Source organism: Streptomyces sp. x-19, assembly GCF_046549115.1.
GTDB lineage: Bacteria > Actinomycetota > Actinomycetes > Streptomycetales > Streptomycetaceae > Streptomyces > Streptomyces albulus_C.
Genome location: NZ_JAJPWK010000004.1, coordinates 506,399 through 531,131, shown reverse-complemented (window position 1 = coordinate 531,131; position 24,733 = coordinate 506,399). Strand labels below are relative to the sequence as shown.

19 protein-coding genes, 2 pseudogenes and 1 riboswitch are annotated in these 24,733 nt (G+C 70.7%); of the genes and pseudogenes, 10 read left to right on the top strand and 11 right to left on the bottom strand.

Translation table 11 applies throughout. The features are described from left to right. Position 1: 1 nt before the first annotated feature. Together ACLJT4_RS14925 and proP are read left to right on the top strand one after the other, a co-directional pair. Positions 2–694: a class F sortase gene (locus ACLJT4_RS14925; protein WP_411122785.1), complete on the top strand. Its 693-nt coding sequence runs from the start codon at positions 2–4 to the stop codon at positions 692–694. Positions 695–926: 232 nt separating this feature from the next. Further along, positions 927–2,519, top strand: a complete 1,593-nt coding sequence (gene proP, locus ACLJT4_RS14920; RefSeq protein WP_411122784.1) for a glycine betaine/L-proline transporter ProP — start codon at positions 927–929, stop codon at positions 2,517–2,519. A 27-nt stretch (positions 2,520–2,546) separates the two neighbouring features. On the opposite strand, the gene ACLJT4_RS14915 is transcribed toward proP, so the two are convergent. Continuing rightward, complete coding sequence (locus tag ACLJT4_RS14915) at positions 2,547–3,167, bottom strand: hypothetical protein (RefSeq protein ID WP_411122783.1); 621 nt, start codon at positions 3,165–3,167, stop codon at positions 2,547–2,549. Positions 3,168–3,387: 220 nt separating this feature from the next. Here ACLJT4_RS14915 and hemC point away from each other — a divergent pair, with 220 nt between their 5' ends. Further along, positions 3,388–4,323, top strand: coding sequence for a hydroxymethylbilane synthase (gene hemC / locus ACLJT4_RS14910; protein WP_411122782.1), 936 nt, complete (start codon positions 3,388–3,390; stop codon positions 4,321–4,323). A 220-nt stretch (positions 4,324–4,543) separates the two neighbouring features. On the opposite strand, the gene ACLJT4_RS14905 is transcribed toward hemC, so the two are convergent. Then, the gene (locus ACLJT4_RS14905; RefSeq protein WP_411122781.1) at positions 4,544–5,581 is read right to left on the bottom strand and encodes a D-alanine--D-alanine ligase; all 1,038 of its coding nucleotides are present in this window, start codon (positions 5,579–5,581) and stop codon (positions 4,544–4,546) included. 290 nt (positions 5,582–5,871) lie between these two features. Next, a complete protein-coding gene (locus ACLJT4_RS14900) occupies positions 5,872–5,949 on the bottom strand; it encodes a 50S ribosomal protein bL37 (protein ID WP_411122818.1) in 78 nt (25 codons plus the stop codon). 257 nt (positions 5,950–6,206) lie between these two features. On the opposite strand from ACLJT4_RS14900, the gene ACLJT4_RS14895 reads away from it, so the two are divergent. The 5 genes from ACLJT4_RS14895 (at position 6,207) to ACLJT4_RS14875 (ending at position 12,229) form a co-directional block, all read left to right on the top strand. Beyond that, positions 6,207–6,761, top strand: a complete 555-nt coding sequence (locus ACLJT4_RS14895) for a MarR family winged helix-turn-helix transcriptional regulator (protein ID WP_016576462.1) — start codon at positions 6,207–6,209, stop codon at positions 6,759–6,761. Then, on the top strand, positions 6,758–9,316 hold the full coding sequence (locus ACLJT4_RS14890) for an MFS transporter (RefSeq protein WP_411122780.1): 2,559 nt from the start codon (positions 6,758–6,760) through the stop codon (positions 9,314–9,316). The genes ACLJT4_RS14895 and ACLJT4_RS14890 overlap by 4 nt, the downstream gene beginning before the upstream one ends. Positions 9,317–9,607: 291 nt before the next feature. Beyond that, positions 9,608–10,114, top strand: a complete 507-nt coding sequence (locus ACLJT4_RS14885) for a DUF1269 domain-containing protein (RefSeq protein WP_411122779.1) — start codon at positions 9,608–9,610, stop codon at positions 10,112–10,114. Between the two features lie 240 nt (positions 10,115–10,354). Continuing rightward, complete coding sequence (lpdA, locus tag ACLJT4_RS14880; RefSeq protein ID WP_411122778.1) at positions 10,355–11,755, top strand: dihydrolipoyl dehydrogenase; 1,401 nt, start codon at positions 10,355–10,357, stop codon at positions 11,753–11,755. Positions 11,756–11,905: 150 nt separating this feature from the next. Continuing rightward, positions 11,906–12,229 carry a hypothetical protein gene (locus ACLJT4_RS14875; RefSeq protein ID WP_411122777.1) on the top strand — a complete coding sequence of 108 codons (324 nt, stop codon included), beginning with the start codon at positions 11,906–11,908 and terminating at the stop codon, positions 12,227–12,229. A gap of 175 nt (positions 12,230–12,404) precedes the next feature. On the opposite strand, the gene ACLJT4_RS14870 is transcribed toward ACLJT4_RS14875, so the two are convergent. The 8 genes and pseudogenes from ACLJT4_RS14870 to ACLJT4_RS14835 form a co-directional block, all read right to left on the bottom strand. Next, positions 12,405–12,869, bottom strand: a complete 465-nt coding sequence (locus tag ACLJT4_RS14870; RefSeq protein ID WP_411122776.1) for a winged helix-turn-helix domain-containing protein — start codon at positions 12,867–12,869, stop codon at positions 12,405–12,407. A 577-nt stretch (positions 12,870–13,446) separates the two neighbouring features. Continuing rightward, positions 13,447–13,794 (bottom strand): hypothetical protein, encoded by a 348-nt coding sequence (locus ACLJT4_RS14865; RefSeq protein WP_411122775.1) that lies wholly within the window; start codon positions 13,792–13,794, stop codon positions 13,447–13,449. Between the two features lie 102 nt (positions 13,795–13,896). Beyond that, positions 13,897–15,540, bottom strand: coding sequence for an NRAMP family divalent metal transporter (locus ACLJT4_RS14860; protein ID WP_411122774.1), 1,644 nt, complete (start codon positions 15,538–15,540; stop codon positions 13,897–13,899). Positions 15,541–15,846: 306 nt separating this feature from the next. After that, positions 15,847–16,019, bottom strand: a riboswitch (M-box (ykoK) riboswitch). Positions 16,020–16,167: 148 nt separating this feature from the next. Further along, positions 16,168–16,920, bottom strand: a pseudogene (locus ACLJT4_RS14855) (helix-turn-helix transcriptional regulator); the annotation flags it as partial. Positions 16,921–17,182: 262 nt separating this feature from the next. Next, a pseudogene (locus tag ACLJT4_RS14850) lies at positions 17,183–17,491 on the bottom strand (fasciclin domain-containing protein); the annotation flags it as partial. Between the two features lie 177 nt (positions 17,492–17,668). Beyond that, positions 17,669–18,616 (bottom strand): NAD(P)-dependent oxidoreductase, encoded by a 948-nt coding sequence (locus tag ACLJT4_RS14845; protein ID WP_411122773.1) that lies wholly within the window; start codon positions 18,614–18,616, stop codon positions 17,669–17,671. Positions 18,617–18,970: 354 nt separating this feature from the next. Continuing rightward, complete coding sequence (locus ACLJT4_RS14840; protein ID WP_411122772.1) at positions 18,971–20,062, bottom strand: phage tail sheath family protein; 1,092 nt, start codon at positions 20,060–20,062, stop codon at positions 18,971–18,973. A gap of 982 nt (positions 20,063–21,044) precedes the next feature. Continuing rightward, entirely contained in the window at positions 21,045–21,701 is a 657-nt protein-coding gene (locus ACLJT4_RS14835) for a TetR/AcrR family transcriptional regulator (RefSeq protein WP_411122771.1), read from the bottom strand. A gap of 132 nt (positions 21,702–21,833) precedes the next feature. On the opposite strand from ACLJT4_RS14835, the gene ACLJT4_RS14830 reads away from it, so the two are divergent. Together ACLJT4_RS14830 and ACLJT4_RS14825 are read left to right on the top strand one after the other, a co-directional pair. After that, entirely contained in the window at positions 21,834–22,844 is a 1,011-nt protein-coding gene (locus ACLJT4_RS14830) for a hypothetical protein (RefSeq protein WP_411122817.1), read from the top strand. 370 nt (positions 22,845–23,214) lie between these two features. Then, positions 23,215–24,645, top strand: coding sequence for a hypothetical protein (locus tag ACLJT4_RS14825; RefSeq protein ID WP_411122770.1), 1,431 nt, complete (start codon positions 23,215–23,217; stop codon positions 24,643–24,645). The last annotated feature ends 88 nt before the right edge of the window (positions 24,646–24,733 follow it).

Here is a 24,733-nt window from a genome sequence, read left to right as displayed (position 1 = left end):
CATGACCGCCCAGCAGTCTCCCCAGCCGAATCCGAACCCCGATCCGCCCAAGGCAGCCGCCGCCCGCCCCGTGGGACGCGGCTTGGTCTGGGCCGCGGGAGCATTTCTGCTGGGTTCCTTCCTCGTCTACAACTCCGTGGACACCACGGCGGACGCCAAATCGCAGTCCCGCCCCGCGGCCGCCGTCGCCCACCACGGGCCCGCCGCCCCCGTCTCCGACCTGTCGCTGCCCCGCTCCGCCCCCAAGCGGCTGACGATCCCGGAGATCGCCGTCGACGCGCCCTTCACCTCGCTGACCCTCGGCCCCACCGGGCAGCTCAATCCGCCCCCGGCCGCCGACAAGAACCTCGTCGGCTGGTACCAGGACGGGGCGGCGCCGGGAGAGCGCGGTGCCGCCATCGTCGCGGGACACGTGGACACCAAGACCGGCCCGGCGGTCTTCCTCCAACTGGAGACCCTCCGGCCCGGCGCCACCGTCGAGATCACCCGCGAAGACGGCATCGTCGCCACCTTCAAGATCGACTCGGTCGAGACCTTCAGCAAGGCGAGCTTCCCCAACGACAAGGTCTACGCCGACACCCCGGACGCCCAGCTCCGCCTGATCACCTGCGGTGGCTCGTACGACCACAAGGTCAAGGACTACATGTCCAACGTCGTGGCCTTCGCCCACCTCATCTCGTCGAAGCACGCCTAGGCGCGCGCAGCACGGTCCGCACACCAGCCGGGTACCGGGAGCCCGGGTCGGCCTGCCGTCGGCCCGGGCTCCCGGCCGTCCGGAAGGGACGCGGCATGGGGCGCCGTCCGGAAGGGACGTGGCACGAGGCGCCGCCCGACACGCGGCGGCGACGGAGCTGCTCTCGCCGCGGAACCCCCGGGGAAATAATGACGAATATGAGGCACCGAATTCCGCTCCCCGACGGGGTGAAATGATCGCCGCCCGCCGCAATCCGCCGAGTCGGCGCCCGGTTCGAAAAGCGAGCGGCCAGGGCAGTGCCGCCACCGACCGTCTCCTGCGCATTGTGCTGCGCCGCCGGAAACAGCCGCTGAGCGCCGGGGACGTGATGGTCACCGACCGGCCGGCGGTGCGCCGGGCGGTCTCGGCCGCGGCCCTCGGCAATACGATGGAGTGGTTCGACTTCGGTGTCTACGCCTATTTGGCGGGCACCTTGGGGAAGGTGTTCTTCCCGGCCAGTTCGCCCGGCGCCCAGGTGGTCTCGTCGTTCGCGACCTTCGCCGCCGCATTCCTCGTGCGACCGCTCGGCGGCATGGTCTTCGGTCCGCTCGGGGACCGCATCGGCCGTCAGCGGGTCCTCGCCGCCACCATGATCATGATGGCGATCAGCACCTTCGCCGTCGGATTCCTGCCGGGTTATCACTCCGTCGGTTTCGTCGCGCCGATTCTGCTGCTGATCTGCCGTTTGGTGCAGGGATTCTCCACCGGCGGCGAATATGCCGGAGCCACCACTTATATCGCCGAATATGCCCCGGACAAACGGCGCGGATTCCTCGGCAGCTGGCTCGACTTCGGCACCTTCATCGGCTATTCGCTCGGATCGGGCCTGGTCACCGTCCTCACCGGAGTGCTCGGCGAGGACGGACTGGTCTCCTGGGGCTGGCGGTTGCCGTTCCTCGTCGCCGGACCGCTCGGGCTCATCGGCCTCTACATGCGGCTGCGGCTGGAGGAGACCCCCGCCTTCCGGCGCGAGGCGGAGCAGGCCCACCGAGCGGCGGAGGAGGCCCGCGCCACAGGTGGCGACGACCCGGTGGAGGACGCCCGGCAGTCCGGCCACGGTCGACTGAAGGAGATCTTCACCAGGCACTGGCAGGCGGTGCTGATCTGCATGGGCCTGGTGCTGCTCTACAACGTCACCAACTACATGGTGACGTCCTACCTGCCCACCTTCATGACCGAGACGCTCGGCCAGGACCCGCTCACCGCCCAGCTCCTCGTCCTCGGCACCATGATCGTCGTGGTGCTCACCATCACCACCGTCGGCCGCACCTCCGACCGGTGGGGCCGACGCCCCGTCTTCCTGGCGGGCAGCCTCGCCCTGATCGCGCTCGCCGCGCCCGCGGTGCTCCTGATCCGGGCCGGCGGCATCCTGTTCCCCGCCCTCGGGTGCCTCATCCTCGGCCTGCTGCTGGTGTGCTTCGCCGGCACCTCCGCCGCGACCCTCCCGGCGCTCTTCCCGACCCGGCTGCGGTACGGCGCGCTGTCCATCTCCTTCAACATCTCCGTGTCGCTGTTCGGCGGCACCACGCCGCTGTTCGCCTCGGGGCTGGTGCAGCTCACCGGGGACCACATGGTCCCCGCGTACTACCTGATGGCCGCCGGCGTGATCGGCTTCGTGTCGACGCTGTTCCTCCACGAGACGGCCGGCAAGCCGCTGAGGGGCTCGGGTCCGATGGTGGAGACCGCGGAACAGGCCCAGCGGCTCGTCGCCCACAGCCGCACCGAGGCCGGCCGCCGGGCCCGGGACATCTGGATCCGGCTCCGACACCCCTGGTCCCGGCACTGACCGCGCGCCCTCCGGCCGCTGCGGCCCCTACGGCCGCACGGTGCCGTCCCAGCGCCAGGCGGTGCGGCGCGGACGTCCGGGGAGGGCGGTGCGTCCGGTCGCCCAGAGCAGCGTCGGCCACGGATCCGCCCCGGCCGGGACGTCGGGGAACAGCCGGGCCAGCACCCGCGCGCACACGTCGGCCGGCGGATCCCAGTCCAGTCCGAGCCCCACCGCCAGGTCGTGGGTGTGCACCACCGTCTCCACGATCCCCATCGCCGCGAACCCCTGCGGATCCGAGTTCCCGAAGACGTGATGGGCGCGGACCTCCGCGGGCGTGGTCCGCACCATGGCGACCAGCAGGGCGCCGCACGCCTCCAGGGTCTGCAGGAGCCCGGCGGGCCCGGCAGCGCGGTCCGCGTGCACCGCGTTGGCCGGTCCGCCGGGCCGGTTCCGCCGCCAGACGAAGGGCACCGCGCCGTCCAACGGCGGTGTGCTGGGCCCCAGTTGGGCCGCGTAGGCGAACAGGTCGTCACTCAGGTGCTCGACCGTCTCCCAGCAGTCCCAGGCCAACGAGCCGGCCGCCCGGCCGTCCCAGGCGGAGGCGGGCGCGGTGCGCAGGAGCGCCACCGCGAGCCGGACGGCGCGGGCGAGGTCGTCGGCGGTCACGGGCCCAGGGGCGACGGGGGCGGTGTCGGCGGGAGGGGGCGGTCGATGCTCCGCTCCGCCCTGTGTGCTTGATCGGGACATGCCCGGACCGTACCGCGCGAGCCGGACCGGGGGAGTGCCTGGTGGGAGCGGGGCGCGGGCCGAGCGGAGTGACGCGACGCACTCGAACTCCGACGTGCTGTCGGTAACTGTCCGAATTTGACGGTCTATCATCGGCGCCATGTCCGCCCCAGAACTGATTCGCATCGTGTCCCGTGACTCTCCGATGGCCCTGGCCCAGGTGGAGCGCGTCCGTACCGAACTGGCCGCGCTGCACCCCGGCATCACCACCGAGGTCGTCCCCGTCAAGACGACCGGCGACCGATGGATGGGGGCGCTGTCGCAGGTGGAGGGGAAGGGGGCGTTCACCAAGGAGGTCGACGCCGCCCTCCTGGCGGGCCAGGCGGACCTCGCGGTGCACTGCGTCAAGGACATCCCCGGTGACCGGCCGCTGCCGGCCGGCACGACGTTCGCGGCCTTCCTCAAGCGGGACGACGTCCGGGACGCGCTGATCCACCCGGGCGGGCTCACCCTCGACGAACTGCCCGCCGGGACCCGGATCGGCACCTCGTCGGTGCGCCGGATCGCCCAGCTCGCCGCCTCGCACCCGCACCTGGACTGCGTGCCGATGCGCGGCAACGCCAACCGCCGTATGGAGAAGCTGGCCGCCGGTGAGGCCGACGCCCTGCTGCTCGCCGTGTCCGGGTTGGAGCGGATCGGCCGCCCCGACGTGATCACCGAGATCCTGTCGGTGGACGCCATGTGCCCGCCCATCGGCGCCGGCGTCCTGGCTCTCCAGTGCCGCGAGGACGACGCGAACACCATCGACGCCGTCAGCGGCCTCGGCGACCCCGCCACGCACCGCGAGACCATGGCCGAGCGGATGCTGCTGCATGTTCTCCAGGGCCACTGCAACAGCCCCATCGCCGGGTTCGCCACCAGCGACCGGCGCGGGGAGCTCTCCCTGCGGGCCAGCGTCTTCACGCCCGACGGCAAGACCGTCCTCAACGCGCACGAGTGGGCCGGTCCGCTGACCCCCGAGACGCTGGGCACCTCCGTCGCCGTCGCACTGCTGCGGCAGGGCGCCCGCGAACTGATCGACGGCATCGCCCACTGACGTCGCCGACCGGCCCCGCACGCGACGACGCGCACCCGACCTCGAAACCGCCCCGTCCGGCGGCGACGGCGACGCGGCGCTCCGCGTGCGGGGCCACTTGTGTCCCACACGTCAGCCGATGAGCCGGGCGGTGCCCGGTCAAGGGGCGATGCCCGGGGCGTTCCGCCGTGACGGTGGCGGAACGCCCGCAGCCCCCGTCGACCAGGCGGGACGGGCGGACTCAGCGGGGCGAGAGCTCCATGATGCGCCGGATCAGGTCGGGGTAGGTCCACCCGGCGCCCGCGGCCGCCCGCGGCAGCAGGCTCGTCGCCGTCAGGCCCGGGAGGGCGTTCACTTCGATGCACCTCGGTTCGCCGTCGGCGTCGCAGCGGAAGTCGGTGCGGGAGTATGCGTCATCGCCGAACCCGAGGGTCCGGTGCGCGCGCAGGGCCAACTCCTGGAGCCGCGCGGTGAGTTCGGCCGGCGCCTGCGCCGGGCACACCTCGCTGACCGCGCCCGGCTGGTACTTGGCCGCGTAGTCGAACACCGCCGTGGTCAGCTCGATCTCCACCACGGGGAGCGCCTGGCCGCCGACCACGCCGACGGTGAATTCCCGCCCCGGGAGGAACGGTTCCGCCATGAGCTCCACGCCACCGGCGCGGGCCTCGGCCGCGACCTCTGCCAACTGCGAGGGGCCGGCCACGTGATGGACCGACACACTGGAACCGCCCACCACCGGCTTGACGACCACCGGGCCGTCCGCAGCCAGGCGCCGCACGTCCGGCGGCACCTCGGTCGCCCCGGGTCGCCACACCACCCGCTCGGTCACCGGCACGCCGGCCGCGCCCATCGCGGCCTGCGCCCGCCCCTTGTGCCAGGCCGCCGCGCACGCCGCACTGCCCGCACCCGTGAACCGCAGGCCGGCCATCTCCAAGAGCGCCTGGACGTGCCCGTCCTCGCCCCAGCCGCCGTGCAACGCCAGGAACAGCAGATCCGCGTCGCGGAGCAGGTCCAGGACCGGACCGCCGGTCAGGGCGGCATGCATCCGCCGTTTGGACTGCTGCACCTCCGAGAGGGACGGCGGCTCCTTCCCCACCGCCGACGCGTCGACCACGTCGCCGGGATGCAGCGGTCCGGCCAGGACCGGCACCGCGGCGGCCGGGTCGACCAGCGTCACCTCGTGCCCCAGGTCGAGGAGGGCCCCGGCCACCGACCGGCCGGAGGCCAGGGAGACGTCCCGTTCGGCGCTCTCTCCGCCGCAGAGGACCACCACGCGCATGTTCGTCTCCTTCGTCTTCGTCCGTCTCCGGCCCGCTCGCTGCCGGCGCCGGCGCATTCCTCGACGATCAGCCAGGACGTCGAGGGAGGGAGGGGCGTGGCCGCCGTCTTCCCCGTTCCTGATCTCGAAGGGGGAGCGTAACGGTGGAACTTGGTTTTTCCAAGCTACGACTTTGGGAAACCAAGTGGTGGGGGGTGTGGGCGAGGGGTCTGGGGAAGTCGGGCGGTTGCCGGTGGGATGCCGCCCGGCAACCGCCCGGACCGTCGGCCCTTGCTGGGGTGCGGAGTGGTTCAGGGCTGCGGGCGCTTGCCGTGGTTGGCCGCGTGCTTGCGGCGCGACTTCTTCTTGCGGCGACGCTTCGACGACATGGCATCTCCTTCCTGATTGCCGAATAAATGGCGTATTTCCGGCATGCCTACCCAGTGGTGGCGGTTTGCCACGGGGGTGGTGGTGTCGGGGGCGCGCGGTTGGCGCTTCGGTGCTCCTTCGCGCCGCATGAATTCGCCCTGTGGTCGGTGACACCCGCACGCACCCGCTATGCTTGCTGGATACAAGCAACGTATCCAGTGGACCGGCTGGATCACGGAGTTACGCATGCACGCATTCAGTGCGAGGGATCACGACGATGAGCAACGGCACGGTCCATGCCTGCGACGGGGCTGGGATCTCGGAGATCACCGCCACGTCGAGCCTGGACGAAGCAGCCGCGGGGCTCGGGACGGAAATGGTCCGATTCACCCGGCTGATCGCAGCTTGGAAACAACGGGTCAAGCACGACGCCGGGGCGGCCGACCGGGTACTGCTGGCCAGGCTGGTGTGCGGAGGCGACCAACGGGCGACCGATCTGGCCGCCGACGCCTTCCTGGACCTGTCCACCGTCAGCCGACAGGTGCGCTCGCTGGTCGAGCGCGGCCTGGTCGCGCGCCGACCGGATCCGGAGGACCGGCGCGGTTCGCTGCTGACCGCCACCGAGGCGGGGCGGGCCCGCTTCGAGGACTACCGGCGTCAGCGTGACGCCGAGTTGGCCGAGATCCTCGAAGCCTGGTCGGCGCAGGACCGGGCCGACCTGATCCGGCTGATGGGTCGGCTCAACAAGGACTTTGCAGAACGTCAACACGCACGGCCGGGCCCCGACGGAGACCAGGGCGCCACCGTGGAGCAGGGAGAGATACGTAGATGAGCACAGCCACCTCTCCGCCAGGGGCGCAAGCCAAGGCGATACCCGGGGCCGGGGGACTCAGCCACCGCCAGATCCTCACCATCCTCAGCGGCCTGATGCTGGGGATGTTCCTCGCCGCACTCGACCAGACGATCGTCAGCACGTCCATCCGGACCATCGCCGACGACCTGCACGGGCTCAGCGAGCAGGCCTGGGCGACCACGGCCTACCTGATCACCTCCACGATCGCCACCCCGCTGTACGGCAAGCTGTCCGACCTCCACGGCCGCAAGCCCTACTACCTGGCCGCGATCAGCATCTTCGTGGTGGGCTCGGTGCTCTGCACCTTCTCCACCTCGATGACCGAACTCGCCGGGTTCCGCGCCCTCCAGGGCCTGGGCGCCGGTGGTCTGATGTCGCTGGCACTGGCGATCATCGGTGACATCGTCCCGCCCCGGGAGCGCGCCCGGTACCAGGGCTACATGCTCGGCACGTTCGCCACCTCCAGCGTCGCCGGTCCGCTGATCGGCGGCGCGCTGGCCGGCCAGGCCAGCCTGCTCGGCATCACCGGCTGGCGCTGGGTCTTCCTGGTCAACGTGCCGATCGGCATCGTCGCGCTGTTCGTCGTCGCCAAGGTCCTCAACATCCCGCACACCCGCCGGAACCGCCGCATCGACTGGTGGGGCGCGCTCACCATCACCATCGGCGTCGTCCCGCTGCTGCTCGTCGCCGAGCAGGGCCGGGAGTGGGGCTGGACCTCGGCGGAGTCGATCTCCTGCTACGTCATCGGCGTGGTCGGGATCATCGCCTGGATCTTCGTGGAGCGCTGGATCGGTGACGACGCACTGATCCCGATGCGGCTGTTCCGCAACGGCACCTTCAGCAAGACCAGCCTGCTGTCCGTGCTGATCGGCATGGGCATGTTCGGCGGGATGCTGATGATCCCGCAGTACCTCCAGATCGTGAAGGGCGCCAGCCCCACCAAGTCGGGCCTGGAGATGCTGCCGCTGATGGCGGGCATGATGATCGCCTCCATCGTGTCCGGCCAGATCACCGCCAAGACCGGTCGCTACAAGATCTTCCCGATCGTCGGCACCGCCCTGATGGTCGCCGCCATGCTGCTCTTCCACTACCGGGTCCAGTGGGACACCGCGCTGTGGGAAACCATGGTCTACATGCTGGTCTTCGGTCTCGGCCTGGGCGGCTGCATGCAGACCCTGGTGCTGGCCGTGCAGAACGCGGTCCCGCCGCAGGACATGGGCGTGGCCACCGCCTCCTCCACGTTCTTCCGTCAGATGGGCGCCACCGCCGGTACCGCGATCTTCCTGTCGGTGCTGTTCAGCACGGTCGGCGACAAGATCGGCGACGCGTTCAAGAGCGCCGCGTCCACCGCGCGCTTCCAGAGCGCGCTCAAGGACCCCGCGGTCCTGCACGACCCGGCCAGCAAGCCGGTGCTGGACATGCTCAAGCACCCCACCGGTGGTGGCTCCTCGGGCGTGCTGAGCGACTCCTCGTTCATCCAGCACCTGGACCCGCGACTGGCCGAGCCGTTCAAGCGCGGCTTCGCCGACTCCATGCACACCGTCTTCCTGATGGGTGCCGTCGTCGTCGCGCTGGCCTTCGTGCTGATGTGGTTCATCAAGGAGGTGCCGCTGCGGCAGATCTCCGGCCTCCAGGCACGGGCCCAGGCGGAGGCCGAGGCCAACGGCGAGGTGCCGCCCGCGGCGGACGCCACTCCGGTCGCCGTCCCGGCCCCGGAGGCGGTCGTCCCGGCCGCCGTGGCCGCCGAGAGCGTCCCGGACGCCGCGTCCGGCGCGTTGATCAGCGGCACCGTCCGCGACAGCGGCGGCCGGCCGGTTCCCCAGGCCGCGGTCACCCTGATCAGCGTCGGCGGGCGGCAACTCGGCCGCACCACCACCGACGCGGACGGCGGCTACGCACTGCCGACCACCGGTCCCGGCACGTACGTGCTGATCGGCTCGGCGGGCGCCCGCAAGCCGCAGGCCCTGACCGTCGTGGTGGGCGCCGAAGCGGTCTCGTTCGACCTGACGCTCAGCGGCGCGGCCGGCCTGTCCGGCGAGGTCCGCGAGGAGAAGAACGACGACCCGGTCCCCGGTGCGCTGGTCGTGGCCACCGACGTCCGCGGCGAGGTCGTGGCCTCCGGAGTCGTCGGCCAGGACGGCGGATTCGCGTTCGACGAACTGACCCCGGGCAGCTACACCCTGGCGGTCAGCGCAGAGCGCCACCGTCCGTCGGCCCTCCAGGTCGAGGTCGCCGCCAGCTCCCGCAACTGGTACGAGGTCCGGCTGACGCTGGGCGCGCAGGTCCGCGGCACCGTCCGGACCGCCCAGGGCAACTCGGTCGACGACGCCCGGGTGACCCTGCTGGACCCGGCGGGCAACGTCGTCGGCAGCGCCACCAGCGGTCACGACGGTGAGTACGTCTTCACCGACCTCGACAGCGGCGAGTACACGCTGATCGCCAGCGGCTATCCGCCGGCCGCCACCCCGCTGCGGCTGACCGCCTCCGGACAGGCCGAGTGCGACATCGAGCTCAGCCACGACACGGCGAACTGACACCCGTCACGGCGGTACGGCGAGGGCCCGGCGACTTCGGTCGCCGGGCCCTCGCCGCGTGCTGGCGGGCTCCCAGACCGTGCCTGGGGGAGCGTGGCGCAGGTCCGACGGGCCGGCCGGACGGCTGCCGGCGCCCGGCCCCGCGCGCATGAAGTGCACACGGTGGTGGGCCGGGGCTAGCTTGAAGAAGGAGGAGGCACTCACACCTGACCGCGCACGCCAGGCGCCGACACCGCGAGGCGCGTCCGGTCGTGCGTGAGCCGGTGGCCTCCTGAGGCGAGGGAGGCACCCATGTCAGACTTGATCATGATCGGGTACGACAGCGCGGAGCACGCCAGGCGGGCGGAGAGCCGCATCCTGGAGCTGGAACGCAAGCACGCCGTCGTCCTCACCGGCCTGGCCGTGGTCTCCGCCGACGCCGACGGGCACACCCACGTCGACACGCACGACGACATTCCACGCCGCGCCATCGCGACCTCGGCCACCGCGGGAGCACTGTGGGGCCTGGTCATGGGCATGCTGTTCCTCATGCCGGCCATCGGGCTGCTGGGCGCCGCACTGGGCGGACTGGCGGGCAAGCTCAACCAGTCCGGTCTCGACAAGCGGTTCCGCGACCGCGCCCACGAACTGCTCGAACCAGGCAAGGCCGCCGTCGTCGTCATGGCCACGAAGCTCAACGAGGGCCAGTTCGCCGCCGCCCTCCAGCCCTTGGGCGGAACGGTGCTGAAGACGTCCCTCTCGCAGTCCGACGAACACGAACTGGTACAGCAACTCGTCGGGGCCCCGCAGGCGGCCTGAACGAAGCGGAGCTCCGGCCCGCCCGCCGTCGCCGAACCGCCCGGCAGCCGTGCCGCCGACGAGGCCGCGGCCACCGCCCACCTGCACCGCCGCAGCGTCGCACCGCACCGCCGGCCCCCGGCTGGACCGCGGCGCGCTGCGGCCCCGGGCACCCCCGCTTAGGCTGCCGAGCATGAGCCAGCGAATCACCGGACGGTCCCCGTCCCGCGCCCACAACGGTGAACGACGCGGACGTCGGGCATGAGTCCGCACTTCGACGTGGTGGTCCTGGGCGCCGGCCCGGGTGGGTACGTCGCGGCCATCCGGGCCGCCCAACTCGGCCTGCGCACGGCGATCGTCGAGGCCAAGTACTGGGGCGGGGTCTGCCTCAACATCGGCTGCGTCCCGTCGAAGGCGCTGCTCCGCAACGCCGAGATCGCCCACCTCGTCAACCGGGAGGCGAAGACCTTCGGGATGCACGTCGAGGGCAGCGTCACCTTCGACTACCGGGAGGCGTACCTGCGCAGCCGCAAGGTGGCCGACGGCCGGGCCAAGGGCGTGCGCTTCCTGATGAAGAAGAACAAGATCGAGCAGTTCGAGGGGGTCGGCGCGTTCATCGACCCGCACACCCTGCACGTCACCCTGGGCGACGGCCGGACCGAGACCCTGTCGTTCGACCACGCGATCATCGCCACCGGCTCGGTGACCCGACTGCTGCCCGGCACCTCGCTCAGCCGCCGGGTGGTGACCTACGAGGAGCAGATCCTCTCCGACGAACTGCCGCGGAGCATCGTCATCGCCGGCGCGGGCGCCATCGGTGTCGAGTTCGCCTACGTCCTCCACAACTACGGCGTGGAGGTCACCCTCGTCGAGTTCCTGGACCGCGTCGTCCCGCTGGAGGATGCCGAAGTGTCCGCCGAACTCGCTCGGCGTTACCGCAAGTTGGGCATCAACGTCCTGCCGTCCACCCGTGTCGAGGGGATCGACGACTCCGGGGAGCGGGTGCGCGTCACGGTCACCACCGGCGGCCAGCGCCAGACCCTGGAGACCGACCAGGTCCTCCAGGCCATCGGATTCCAACCCCGCACCACCGGCTTCGGGTTGGAGAACACCGGCGTGCGGTTGACCGAGCGCGGCGCCATCGACGTCGACGGCCGGTGTCGGACGAACGTGCCGCACCTCTTCGCCATCGGGGACGTGACCGCCAAGCTGATGCTGGCGCACGCCGCCGAGGCGATGGGCATCGTGGCGGCGGAGACCATCGGCGGCGCGGAGACCATGGAACTGGACTACGTGATGATCCCGCGGGTGACGTTCTGCCAGCCGCAGATCGCCAGCTTCGGCTGGACCGAGGAACAGGCCCGCGACCGGGGCTTCGACGTCCGGGTGGCCAAGTTCCCGTTCACCGCCAACGCCAAGGCCCACGGCATCGGCGACACCGCGGGCTTCGCCAAGATCATCAGCGACGCCCGCCACGGCGAGATCATCGGCGCCCACCTCATCGGCCCCGAAGCCACCGAACTCCTCCCGGAACTGACGCTCGCCCAGAAGTGGGACCTCACCGTCCACGAGGTGGCCCGCAACGTCCACGGCCACCCCACCCTCGGCGAGGCGATCCAGGAAGCGATCCACGGCCTGGCGGGGCACATGATCAACATGTGAGCGCCGCGCACCTCCGCCAGGGCGCTGACCAGCGAGAAGCCGCCTCACCGGCGCCGCGCTCCCACCCGAGAGCACGGCCATCACCGCCTGCGCCACTTCTTCTCACGGGACGCATCTCAGAGCCACGATGGGAGGGGAAGGTGAGATGCCATGAGGATCGTGCCTGGCCGGAGGAATGCCGAGGTCATCGCCATGGTGGCGGTTCTGGTCGTGGCCGGCGCCGAGCTGCTGCTGATCGTTCTCGCCACCTCCCGGCAGCGCCCCGTGATCAGCGGCGTGCTGCTCGGCTCCGCCGCTGCAGGCGCCCTGGATGTCGCCGAGACGGGCCTCGTCGAGTACGGCACTGGTCCGCGGCGGGCGGACCGGGGGCGCCGGGCGGGCGACGGCCTCCTTCGCCGGGCGCTCGGTGCGGCGCTCCGGCGGCGACGGCGGTGGGGTCGGTGTTGGCGAGGGCTTCGGCACCGCCGGGCGTGACGTTTCCGGGACGCCGGGGTGGTCGGGCCGGCCGGGGGAAGTGGGGTGCTGTGGACCTGGGCCACACGCGCCACCAGGCCGGTGACCAGCGGATCGTCGCATGCGTACGGGGCAGGGATCGCATGGGTACCTCGTGGGTCACGTCCGGTCGGGAAGCGGTGGGAGGGGTAGGGGGTCAGACGGTGTTCCCGGAGCGGTTTCCGGGCAGCGGCTGAGGGCCCAACGCGTAGCCGATCCGATGCACGGTGCGGATCAGCGCCCGGTGGTCGGGGCCGAGCTTGCGGCGCAGCCGGGCGATGTGGACGTCTACGGTGCGCAGGTCGCCCATGGGTGCCTGCTGCCACACCAGTTCCATCAGCCGGCGGCGCGTGTGGATGCGGTCGGGGTAGGCGGCGAGATGGGCGATCAGCTCGAACTCCATACAGGTGAGGGGGAGTTGACGGCCTTCGATGGAGGCGCGTCGGATCGCGCAGTCGACGACGAGGCCGTCCACGCGGTACACGGGGGCCTGGGGCGGCTCCGTGGCCTCGGGGGTGTGCGGTGACCGCGGGACGGGCCAGGTCGTGTCCCGCACTCGTGGTGCGGGCGGGGTCGCCCGGTCGTGGTGGACGCGGTCGGCCGTGCGGTGGTTCATGGTCATGTCGTTTCCTGTCGGCTCGGTGTGTTGAGGACGGCCGTGCGTGGGGCGTGGGGCATGGGGCGTCGGAGGCGGCGCCGGCTTGGGGTGCTGGTGCGGCATGGCGGGCAGTGCTCACCTGCTCGCAGGAGCGGGCCGGATGGGGGAGGGGCGCCATGACCTCTCCGGGCAGGGAAGCGGGCGCGGGTCCCTACGGGTGCGGCGTCCGCGGAGCCGCTAGTGCCATGTGGCTTCGAGGCGGGGCCGGCCATCGGGGCCCGTGACGGTGTGCCAGTGGGCGTGCAGCCCAGTGGGCCGTTCCCGGCCGGTCGCCCCGGCCGCGGACGCCGGACGGGGCAGTGTGCGGACAACGGGGCTGTCGAGAGGGCTGTCGGCGATGCGCCGTAGCACTGCGGAGAGCAAGTCGCGTACGACGCGGCGGGTGTTCCCGCGGCGGAGGGCGGGCCGGTGGATGTGGACAGCGGTGAAGACGGACATGCGGGAGTCACCTCCGTGGGGCGGCGCGCTGTCGGCGTAGGACAGGCATGGCCGGGGGCGGGTGAACGGTGCGGTGGTGTGCGGGCTTCAGCGCCCGCGGGAGCTACGGAGCGTATCCGGCTCGGGTGGCCGAGGAGGCGGCTTCGGTGAGGCGATCGGCCGCGGGCAGCGGCAGGTCGGCGAAGCGGGCGAGCCAGTGGGCGTCGTGGCCCTGCTGGGCGAGGAGGTAGGCCAGGTGCACGCGCGGTTCGTACCTGGCGTGCGGGTCGCGGGGAAGGGGGCAGGTACCGGGGCCGTCGAGCAGGTACTCCCGCTCGGTGCCGTCCTGCAGGGCCAACCGCACACGCGGGCAGATGTGGCCGGTGGGGCTCGGGTCAGGACGTTCGTCGGTGGCGTGGTGGTGCCGCCGGGCCGGTGCGGTGAGCTTGGTGAGGTGCGGGAGAAGGCGCATGGGTGCCCTCCCATCTCCGTGAGGGGTCGGTGGGGTGGCGGCGGGCGGGGAGGTCCCGCCGCCACCCCGGCACGGGAGTGATCGGTCGTCGACGTGCGCGGGTCAGCTGCCGAGGGCAACCTGGACGATCTTGATGACGACCAGGACCGCCGCGACCAGCAGGTAGGTGCGCAGGGCTCCCATACCGATCTTGCGGCCGGTGGACATGACCGGCCGGGTCAGCGTCTCCAGCGGCGGCATCCGCCACGAGTCGCGGCCGGTGCGGTCGATGGGGTCTTCCTTGGTGGCGGTGCGCCGGCGGGTGAAGGCGTAGCCGGCGGCCAGTACCCCGGCGACGCCGCAGCCGGCCATGATGTCGAGGATGGCGGCCGCGCTGATGTCGGGGAAGAGCACCGAGGCGGTGAGGATGATCGACAGTGACACCAGGACGCCGACGACCGCCGCGGTGAAGGCGTTGGTCTTGGGCCCGTTCACCCACGGTCCGAGGACCTGCTTGTCGTTGCAGAGCAGCAGCAGGAAGACGGAGGCGGAGGGCAGCAGGACGCCGGCGAGGGTCTGCACGCCCTGGGTGAGCAGGCCGAGCGGGGAGCCGGGGATCAGCACGATGGTGGCCGCAGCGGCGACGAGGCCGGCGTAGACGGCGTAGAAGCCCTTGGCGCCCTTGACGCCCCGGTGCAGGGAGTGCTTCATCCCGAACACGTCACCGATCGCGTACGCGGTGGACAGCGACACCGCGAACGCGCCGATGATCGAGGCGTCCAGCAGGGCGATCGCGAAGAGGACACCGGCGACCTTGCCGGCCTTGGCCGAGATGCCGTTGATCAGGCCCGCGGTGTCGGTGAAGTCGCCGAAGCCCTTCGTCCCGGCGAACGCGGCGGCGACCAGGCCCATCAGGGCTGCGGCGCCGATGACGACGATGGCGATGCCGATCCACAGGTCGACCTTCTCGTACTTCATGAAGCGCGGGGTGATGCGCTTGTCGATCACGTAGGACTGCTGGAAGAACAGCTGCCAGGGCGCCACGGTGGTGCCCACGATCCCGATGATCAGCAACATGACGGTGGCCAACTCGCCGCTGCCGCCAGGGATGACCGGGGTCACGAAGTCGTGGGCCATCTGCGACGTCTTGGGATGGAGCATGAAGTAGAGCGGGACCAGGAGGAGCGAGGCGGCGCACAGGGCGACGGCGATCCGCTCGAAGCGGCGGAAGGACCCGGTGAAGGCGGAAGCGATGATGACGGCTGCGGCCAGGACCACCGAGGCCGTCTTCGGCAGCCCCAGGTAGTCGGCGGCCATGGTGATGCCGATGAACTCGGTGACCAGCGTCAGCGCGTTGAGCAGGAACAGGTCGATGACACTGAACGCGCCCCAGAACTTCCCGAACCGCTCCAGGATCAGGCGCGCGTGCCCCACTCCGGTCACCGCGCCGAGACGCAGCACCATCTCCTGGTTGACGTACAGGACGGGGACGAGCAGGAGCAGGGTCCACAGCAGCTGCGTGCCGTAGTTCTGTCCGGCCTGGCCGTACGTGGCGAAGGCGCCGGCGTCGTTGTCGCCGACCATCACGATCAGGCCGGGGCCGACTATCGCCAACAACGTCTTGAGCTTGGCGGACAGACCCCGGCGTTCGCCGGTGTCGTCGTGCTTGATGGTGCCGAGCGCACCGCGGATGTCGCCCACGTGCGCGTCGTCGAGGACGGCGCTGCGCGGTGCGGGAACAGTCTTGTCGTTGATCAGGCTGGTCATGGCGGGCCTCCCAATTCCCCCGTTGGGGAGCGGTGTTGAGGGCGCGCGGGAGCCGTCCCGTTGCGAGCGCGCAGCCCGGACACCCGGGACGGCGAAGGCCGTACGGGTGCCTGGGGCGTGGAGGCGCGTGCGCGCGGGAGAGGTGGTTACCGCGTACCGGAGGTCGAGAAGGACATGCGAATCCGGATGACGGGCCTACTGTGGCCCGGACTACTGCAACTGCAGTCCATGTCTCTCGCCTCCTCCCGGCCGGAGCGCACGTGGGCGCTGGACGACGCGGCAAGGAGCAGACCGGTCCCGATGACCGGTTCACCCCAACTCGTCAGAGCTTTGGCACTGCACGGCGTATTCCGCTTGTGGGGAAGCCACTTGGGGTCACCCCTTAGGCCGGGGAGACCTGTCCTGAACCTGGGCGTCTCTCGACGTCGTCGGGTCAGTGGCCTGTGTCCGTGCAGACGCCTCACCGAACGAGGTGCCTTCTTCAAACCTCCAGAAGCATAACGGCATAGTTGCGAGATCACGCAACTGCTTGGCGAAGTCTTGACGCGCCTCGCCACGGAACCCGTTCCCGGCCGCAGTCGTCGGAGTCCGTTGCCCGCCCAGGGGCCGGTCCGCAGCACAGAACGCCTGGGCGGACAGGTCCAGGGCGTCGAAGTCGAGGGTGAGTACGCCGACGGCGGGGTGACGGAAGGACTTGCGGCCGGTGTGGTGCAGGCGCACGTTGTGTTTGGCCCAGGCGGTGCGGAATTCCTCGCTGCGGGTGACGAGTTCACCGATCAGCTGCGTCAGGTCGTTGTCGTGCGGGGCGCGCCCGGCCTCGGTGCGCAGCAGGGACACGGTGGTGTTCAGGGATTGCTCCCAGTCGGGGAAGAAGTCGCGGCCGAGCGGGTCGAGGAACTGGAAGCGGGCGATGTTGGCCTGTTGGGCGGTGGGGTCGCGGAACAGGGGCGAGTACAGGGCGCGGCCGAGGGAGTTGGTGGCGAGGATGTCGAGGCGGCCGTTGCGGATGAAGGTCGGGGAGTCGGTCATGGAGTGCAGGACGCGCAGGACGCTGTCGGGGAGCGGGCCGCGGGCGCGCCTGCGGTGGGCCGGGCGTTTGGCGGCGGCGCGGGCCAGGTCGTAGAGGTGGGCGCGTTCGGCCTCGTCGAGATGGAGGGCGTTGGCGACGGCGTCGAGGACTTCTTCCGAGGCCCCGGTGATACGGCCGCGTCCCAGGCGGACGTAGTAGTCGACGCTGACGCCGGCGAGCATGGCGACTTCCTCGCGGCGCAGGCCCTTTACCCGGCGGTTGGTGCCGTAGGCGGGCAGCCCGGCCTGCTGGGGGGTGATCTTGGCGCGGCGGGAGGCCAGGAACTCGCGGATGTCGCTCTCGATGCTCACGCCTTCCACGCTAAGCCGGGCAGCGGTGGCCTGAGGTGCGGCCGATCTCCACTGCGCCGATCTCACGGGGCTCGCCGCCGACAGGAAGGGCGAGCGCGAACGTGGAACGGTATCTGACGCTATGTCAACTATCTTTCGCCGGCAGGGCGTCGGTGCCCGCCGCCTGGCCTGTGACACCCGCGACGGCGACGGCCGAGCCTGCTGCGGTCGCCGTCCCCCGGGTGCCCCGGCATGCACCGGGGCACCCGGACTCAGGCTCCGGTCAGCTCTTGGGCAGCAGGACGGTGTCGATGATGTAGACGGTGGTGTTGGCGGTCTGCACGTTGCCACAGACGACCTTGGCGGAGCCGTCGACCGTGTAGTTCTCGCCGGAGCCGGACGTGGTGAGCTTGTTCTTCGCCAGCGTCTCGTACGAGCCGTCAGCGAGCTTGGCCGGGGCGATCTTCTCACCGACGACGTGGCCGGTGAGGAACTTGGTCGTCATCGTCTTGTCAGTCAGGACCTTGTCCAGCCGGGCCTTGGGAATCTTGTTGGTGATCGATGCGCGTCCGGCCACAGCATCATCGCCTGGCCGTCTTCGACCGGTCCGCTCGGCGCGCCGAGGCCGCCGGCCGCTGTTGGTGGCGGGGCCGCCTGCTGGCGTGGCTGGCAGCCCCATGAGCCGTTCCCATCCCGGCTGGCGGTTCGGTCCGCGCGTTCTCGTCGAGGCCGCTCGTCGTCTCCTGCGATCCGGCCGAGTCAGGGCCGGTCAGGCGTGCGGTGACAGGCCGTCGTCCACGGGGATGTCCTGGGCCTCCAGGGTGATGCCGGAGTTCCTGGCCTGTTCGAGGATCAGGGCGGCGAAGTCCTCCTCGACGTGCCCCGCGCCGATGGCACCCGCGATCAGCTGAGCGGTGGCGGCGGCGAGCGGCATCGGGACCTCCAGCTCGCGGGCGGCAGAAAGCCCCAGGTCGAAGTCCTTGCGCAACAGCGGCATGGTGAACGTCGGTGTGAAGTCCAGGTTGACCAGCGCGGGCGACTTGTAGCGGGTGTAGAGCGAACCCAGCACGGATGCGTTGAGGAATTCCAGGAAGGCGGAACGGCTGACACCGCCCTTCTCCGCGAGAACGGTGATCTCGGCGAGCGACTGGGTGACGACGCCGAGGAAGACGTTGTGTGCGATCTTGACGAGCCGGGCGACTTCCCCCTCGCCGACATAGGTCACTCCGCGCCCCAGCAGGGCGAGCAACGGCTCGACCTGGTCGAACGCCTCGCGCGAGCCGGAGACCGCAACGGTCAACTTGCCCGCGGCGATCACCTTCGGGTTCCCACTCACCGGGGCGGCCAGGAAGTCGGTGCCACGCTCGGTGGCTGCTTTCCGCATCAGCGCGGAGGTTTGCGTCGACACCGTGGAGCTGTCCACCAGCACCCCCGGTGCGGCATCGGGTGAGGTCAGCACACCGCCCGGCCCTGTGATGACGGCCTCCAGGTCAGGCGAGGCGGAAACCATGCTGAAGACGACGTCCCGGTCCGCCAAACCGACCGGCTGGTCGACGACCGTGGCTCCCCGTTCAACCAGGGGCTCGGCCTTGGCGCGGGTCCTGTTGTAGACGACTACGTCGTGCCCCGCGTCCAGCAGCCGGGCGGCGAGTTGGAATCCCATGCGGCCGGTGCCGATCCAGCCGATGCGCGGTCGATCCTGGGCGACGTACGGCATTTCTCTACCTCGTTCCTGGAAGAAGACCGGCCCAAGCAGCCCCGGCCCCGCAGCTCAAGCGGACGGCCCGTGACGTACGACCGGCCCTGTGTCGACCTACGACGGCCACAGCATCAGGTTTCCTACCCATTCCGTGCTGCCTGGAGTGACAAGCATCCAAAGCCGCCGAACCGGGCGGCCTGGCGGTACTCGGACGGCACAGCGACCACCTGGCGACGCCCAGGACACCCCGCACGGGCCACCGACATCGCGGGGCGGGCCGCGCAGGCTCTGCGAGCCGACCTGCTGCACCATGGCCGTGAACCGCACGGGACTTGGCGTTCGTGCCGGGCCGCCGGACCGTGGGGGCGCGTCTCAGGAGCTCTGTTCGGTGGTCTGGTCGACCTGGAAGGTGATGAACTCCGCCGGGCGGACGAGGGCGACGCCGATCTGCACGAGCAGATTGCCCTGGGAGCTTTTCTCCGGCGGGTTGTTGGTCTCGTCGCAGACCACGTAGAACGCCTCCTCGGCAGACCGCCCGACCAGAACCCCTCGCCGCCACAGCCCCGTGAGGAAACTGGTGACCATGGTCCTCACCGATGTCTGAAGGCGTTCGTCGTTGGGCTCGAAGACCGCCCAGGTCGTGCTGCGGCGGATGGACTGCCTGAGGGAGTTCACCGACCGCCGCACGTTGAGGTAGCTGTTCTCGACCTCGCTCTCGTCCGCGGCTGCGAGGGTGCGGGCACCCCAGATGAGCGGGCCCGAGCCGGGAAAGTTCCGGATCGCGTTCACGCCCTGGTCGTTGAGGGCTCTGTGCTCGGCGTCGCTGAGCTCATGCGTCAGGCTGAGCACGCCTCGGAGGCCCTCGTTGGCCGGGGCCTTGTGGACGCCTCGATCCTGGTCCACGCGCGCCCACACACCCGCCGCGTGCCCGGTCGGGGGCACCGTCAGCGGGGCGGCATTCGGGTCGCCGGGGTCCTGGACGTTGATCCAGGGGTAGTAGGCGGTCGCGTATCGACGTGCCGCGGCGCTTTCGACTCCCAAGGTGGCTGCGACGTTTCCCGGCGGGGCCTCATCGGGAAGGTGCAGGACCGCGATCCGGTCGGCCATCCTCTGGCAGTGGTCCGCGATCAGGCCGGCCGCCTCCTGGCTGGCCTCCTGGTCCGTCGTCCCGCTCCACAGGTCCGGAGCGAGCACGATGGCGATCTCGTCGAGGGACTCCAACTGCTTGAGAGTGTCGGCGAGACCGCCCGGGTCGACGACAGGCGCCAGGTAGCACTCGCCACCCCCGTTGGCGAACCAACCGTGGACCGCGGCCCAGAGGGTCTTCGACACCAGGATCCGCCGTGTTGTCTGTTCCGCATCCGAGGCACCGTCCGCAAGCCTCGCCGCGGCTTCGAACCCCTTCCACGAGGCGAGCTTCGTGGGGGGCCGCTCGCCGCCGCCCGCGGTTTCGGCGAGGAACACGGCGACGGATGTCGGAGCGCTACCGACGAACCGGGCTCCCGAAGGTGCCTGGTCCACCGAGACCCCGGGAGGCCGCTCAGAGGTCCCGCCGACCTCAATCACGTCGCGCATGACCGCCCTTTCGATTGAAGATCACCAACGATCGGGCAGCGTAGGAGACACCGAGAGCGCCCAGGTACCACTCGCTGGAACTTTCCCTCGTACGAGCCGCAAACCCTGACGACTGGTCCAACTGTGTGGTTATCGACGGCCCCTCAACTCCTCAGTTGAGGGAGCCGCCGTGACCAGACCGGCATTCGAGCTGAGCGGAGCAAGGGAGGAGGAGGGGAGGGAGGGAGGGAGGGAGGGAGGGAGGGAGGGAGGGAGGGAGGGAGGGAGGGAGGGAGGGAGGGGAGCCAGGCTGCTTGCTTGGGAGTTGCCCGGGAGTCAGTAGCCACTCCGAGGGGTGGGTGCCTGGCCGGGTTCGTCGCCACGGCTGTGTCGGTCGCCACGAAGACGATCGAAGTCTTCGTGGGGTCGCGCCACCGCCAACCGCGTCGGACGTCTCTGTCAACTTTCCTTCCCCGCAACGGTTTTGCGTCCTCGCAAAGGGTTTGCGGATCTGTGTGTTGCTGCGGGGTTGGCTCGCCTCTGCCGTCAGAAACGACTGACGGACCGGCCCACAGCTCGTCCGAAACCAGCTACGGCGGGCCCCTGATCCACTGCGTCCTCAACGGGTGGCGAACGGAGCGGACATGGCACATGACGCGTGGCGCATGGCCGGGGCTCTACGGTGCGTCGAGGCGACGGCGTGTACGGATGGCGTGCTGTGGTCGGGCCGGGATCAATGGCGGGGATCGCGGCGGTGGAGTTGGGCGTGGTGCTGACGCCGGGGTCGAACATGATCGCCTCGCGCTGATGGCACCCGTCGGGCCCGCATTCCGGGTCATCGGCGTGTTGTGGAGCCGTTGTTTGCCTGGCGGATGCCCCAGCCGGGTCGACTTCACGGCTGGGTGTGTCGCTCTGCGGCGTCGAGCGCGGGCGCGAGCGGGGCCAGCGCAGCGCGGAGCTGGTCGGGTAGTGAGCCGGAGGGCACGACCAGTCTTCCGGCGCCGAAACTCCTGGGGTCCTCTGCGTTCCCGGCCGGCCGGAGCCAGTCTTCCAATGCGATGCGAACGGCCGCGGCGACGCTTGCCGCGAGAACGCGGGCTGTGTGCGCCCCGGTGTCACCCAGGCGTTCGGCGATCACCGCCGTGAGTGGGGGCTCGATGTTGGCGGTGGCGTCGAGGAATGCGTCGCGCAGCGTGGTCCGGGTGGTGATCAGCAGCAGCGCCTCGTGTTCGCGCTCGCCGGTGTTCGTGTACTGCTCGACCACCGCTTCGGCGACGGCGTCGGCCAGGCGCACTCCTGCGGGCCGGGCTGCGACCGCTGCCGCGATCCGCGCCTCTCGGTCCGCGGTGATAGCCGCGACGATCGCCTGCTCGCGGCTGGCGAAGTAGTTGTTGTAGGTGCGCGGCGAGACTCCGGCCGCCTCGGCGATGTCCTCGACCCGTACCTGTTCCGGTCCGCGCTCCACGGCCAGGCGCAGGGCCGCCTCGCGTAGCGCCTCGCGTGTGGCCTGCTTCTTCCGCTCCCGCAGCCCGGGTGGTGGTGTCGTCACGGCATCAGCGTTCCACACAGGGCTGCGTGCGCGAAAAGTTGCGCGTATGAAAGTTTGCGTGCACGCACTTTTTCTGTCAGTGTCGACCCGACCGAGACCGACGGAGAGGACGTCACCATGCGCGCAAGAGGAATGACCTACGACACCGGATTCGTCGTGCACGGCCAGACATCCCGCGAGCACTTCGACCCCGCAGTGGTCCGACGCGAGCTCGCCATCATCCGCGACGACCTGCACTGCAACGCGGTCCAGATCATCGGCGGCGACCCGGACCGACTGGAGCTGGCCGCCGGTGCCGCCGCCGAACTCGGCCTGGAGATCTGGTTCTCGCCCTATCCGCTGGAGCTGGATGCGGAGCAGATCCTCACGCTCTTCCGCGACTGCGCCGAGCGAGCGGAACGAATCCGACAGCAGGGCGCCACCGTCGTGTTCGTCGCAGGGGTCGAGCTGAGCGTGATGAACCGAGGGTTCCTGCCCGGAAAGAGCCCCGAGGAGCGGGTCGAGCAACTGATGAGCCAACCCGAGCGGAGGGCCGAAGCGATACGCGAACTCGGCGTGCGCATCAACGCGTTCCTCCGCGACGCCGCGGCCACGGTCCGCGAGCGCTTCCAGGGCGAACTCACCTACGCAGCCATCCAGTTCGAGCAGGTCGACTGGACCCCCTTCGACATGATGACGTTCGAGCTGATCCGCTCCGCCGAGGTCGCCGACCGGTTCCGGGACGCGGTGCGCACCCTGGCCCAAGGCCCGAAGCCGCTCGCCATCACCGGGTTCGGCACCGCGGCCTACCGCGGCGCGGGAGACCGCGGTGGGCGGGTGCTGGAAGTGGTCGAGTACGACCCGCAGACCAAGGCCCCTGTACGGCTGAACGGCATATACGAGCGTGACGAGGCCGGGCAGGCTGCATATCTGAGCGAACTGTTGGAGATCTTCGAGACCGAGGGCGTGGACAGCGCGTTCGTGTTCTTGTTCGCCTTGCCCGGCTACCCGCACCGCCCGGACGGTGACCCCCGGGACGACTTGGACCGGGCCGGCCTGGGCATCGTCAAACTCCTCGAAGGACGCCGTGGGCAGACCTACCCCGACATGGAATGGGAACCCAAGGCCGCCTTCACGGCGGTGGCACAGCGGTATCGGAGGTGACAGGCCCCGCGGCCGGGCGGGACGGGTAACTGCTGGTCGATCGTGCAGGCAGCTTGTGACTGGTTGCAGAGCTTCCGGTTCCGCGCGCCGGCCGGGCGTACAGAGGTGGCCTGCTCGCGGTCGCGGGGGTCGGGCTCGTTCGCTGGTTCACGGCGATTTCATCGGGCGCTTTTAGTGTGTGCGTGCTCGGGGATGCCTTGGGCGGGACACTCGGGCGGGGGAGCCGCCTGCGCGGATGCTGCACGGATCGCGGCCCCGGAACCGGGGGGCTGCGATGGCCGTCCCCCACCCGAAACGATGGCCTGAGCAACGAAGTGGGCGAGGCAGTGCGCAGCCGCGGCTGGCCGTGGTGCCGCGGAAGGAGTGCGCCGTGCATGACTACGTCAAGCGGCTGCCGACGGTGGCGCTGCCGGAGGGCGGCGTGGTGTCGTGGTCCGTCGCCGATGGCGAGCGGTGGTTGCGGGCTCGCGTTCCGGCGGTTTTCGCCCCGGTCGCGGGTAGTTGGGTGCTCATCGTCATGGCTGCCGTGTCGTACGTCCTGACGTCCGGGTTCTCGGCCTCGTCGTGGAGCGGTGTCGGGGCGACGCCGGGTGGCACTGACTGGCTCGGTTATCCCGCGATGGTTCTGCTGCCCGCGCTGCCGCTGTGGTACCGCTATCTGCCGGTCCCGGCCGTGCCGGCCGCGGTCGTGGTCGCGGTGGATGCGGCGGTGTCCCTGGCGTCGCCCGCGGCCGACGACCGACTGGTCGGAGGCGGATACCTGCTGGCCCTCACGGTGTCCGCCTGGGTGTTGGCCGGTGCGTGCCTGCGTCTTCGGGCCCGTCGCAAGCAGCGGGCGTTGGCGCTCGCCGCGGCCGGCCGGCGCCGTCTCGAACTCCCTGAGCGGGCGCCCGAGACGGATGACTACCGCGGGTTCCGACAGTTCTACTTCGGACTCGCTCTGTGCCTGATCGCCGGCGTCATCCTCGCCGACGGCCTCGTCGAGAGCCTGACGGCGCCGGCCCGGGCACCGTACGACGCCATCGGGCAGCAGATCGCCGCCCTGCTGTTCCTCGTCCCCGGCACCACGGTGTACGGGTGCGGTCACGTCGCCTACCGGGCGGCCCGCCGCCTGTACGAGGAGCCCCAGCCCGCCTTGCTGGTGGGCGTACGGATCGCGCCGGACGGTTGCCACTGGTTGTACCCGGATGCCCGCAGCACCGAGGGGCGGCCCCTGATCGCGTTCCGGCCCAAGAGCCGGGACGTCGACCGGGGGGCGCGTCTTTTGGGCACGAGCTCCACCTACCGGGTGGGCGACGGGCACTACGACATCGACCCTCGCAGCGAACCCTTCGAGGCGCTTCTGTACGGCGCGCCCCGGGAAGGCGCCGAGGTCGCCCTGGAGTACGCCGTCATCGAGCGCGGCGCGTACCAGGGGGCGGAGCACACGTACGCCGGCGTCATGGTTGCCCCGCTGCTGCCGCGGCGCAGTCACGACCTCGGTCCGTGGCAGCCTGCCGACGGCGCGGCCCGGGACGCCGCCAGGCGCGAGAGGGTCCGCAAGGAGGAGCAGGCGCAGCGTGAGCGGGACGCGCGGTGGGCAGCGCGACTGAAGGAGAAGGAACGGGGCTACGGGGGGCGGGGAACGGTTCGGCGCCCCGGTAGCGGGACGCGCGGTCAGCGGCGCGGCGGGTCCAACCACGGGGGCGGCGGGGGCGGTTGCGGAAGCGGCCCCGGCTGCGGAGGGCACGCCTCTGGCGGGCACGGCTGTGGAGGCGGTGGCGGCCATGGTTGCGGGGGGCACGGCTGCGGGGGCGATTGAGCGCGAGGACCTTTGGTAACTGCCGGCCTGATGCATAGGGCCGCGTGCACGTCTCCGTGACTCGCGTTTACGTCTCCGTGAGCCGCGT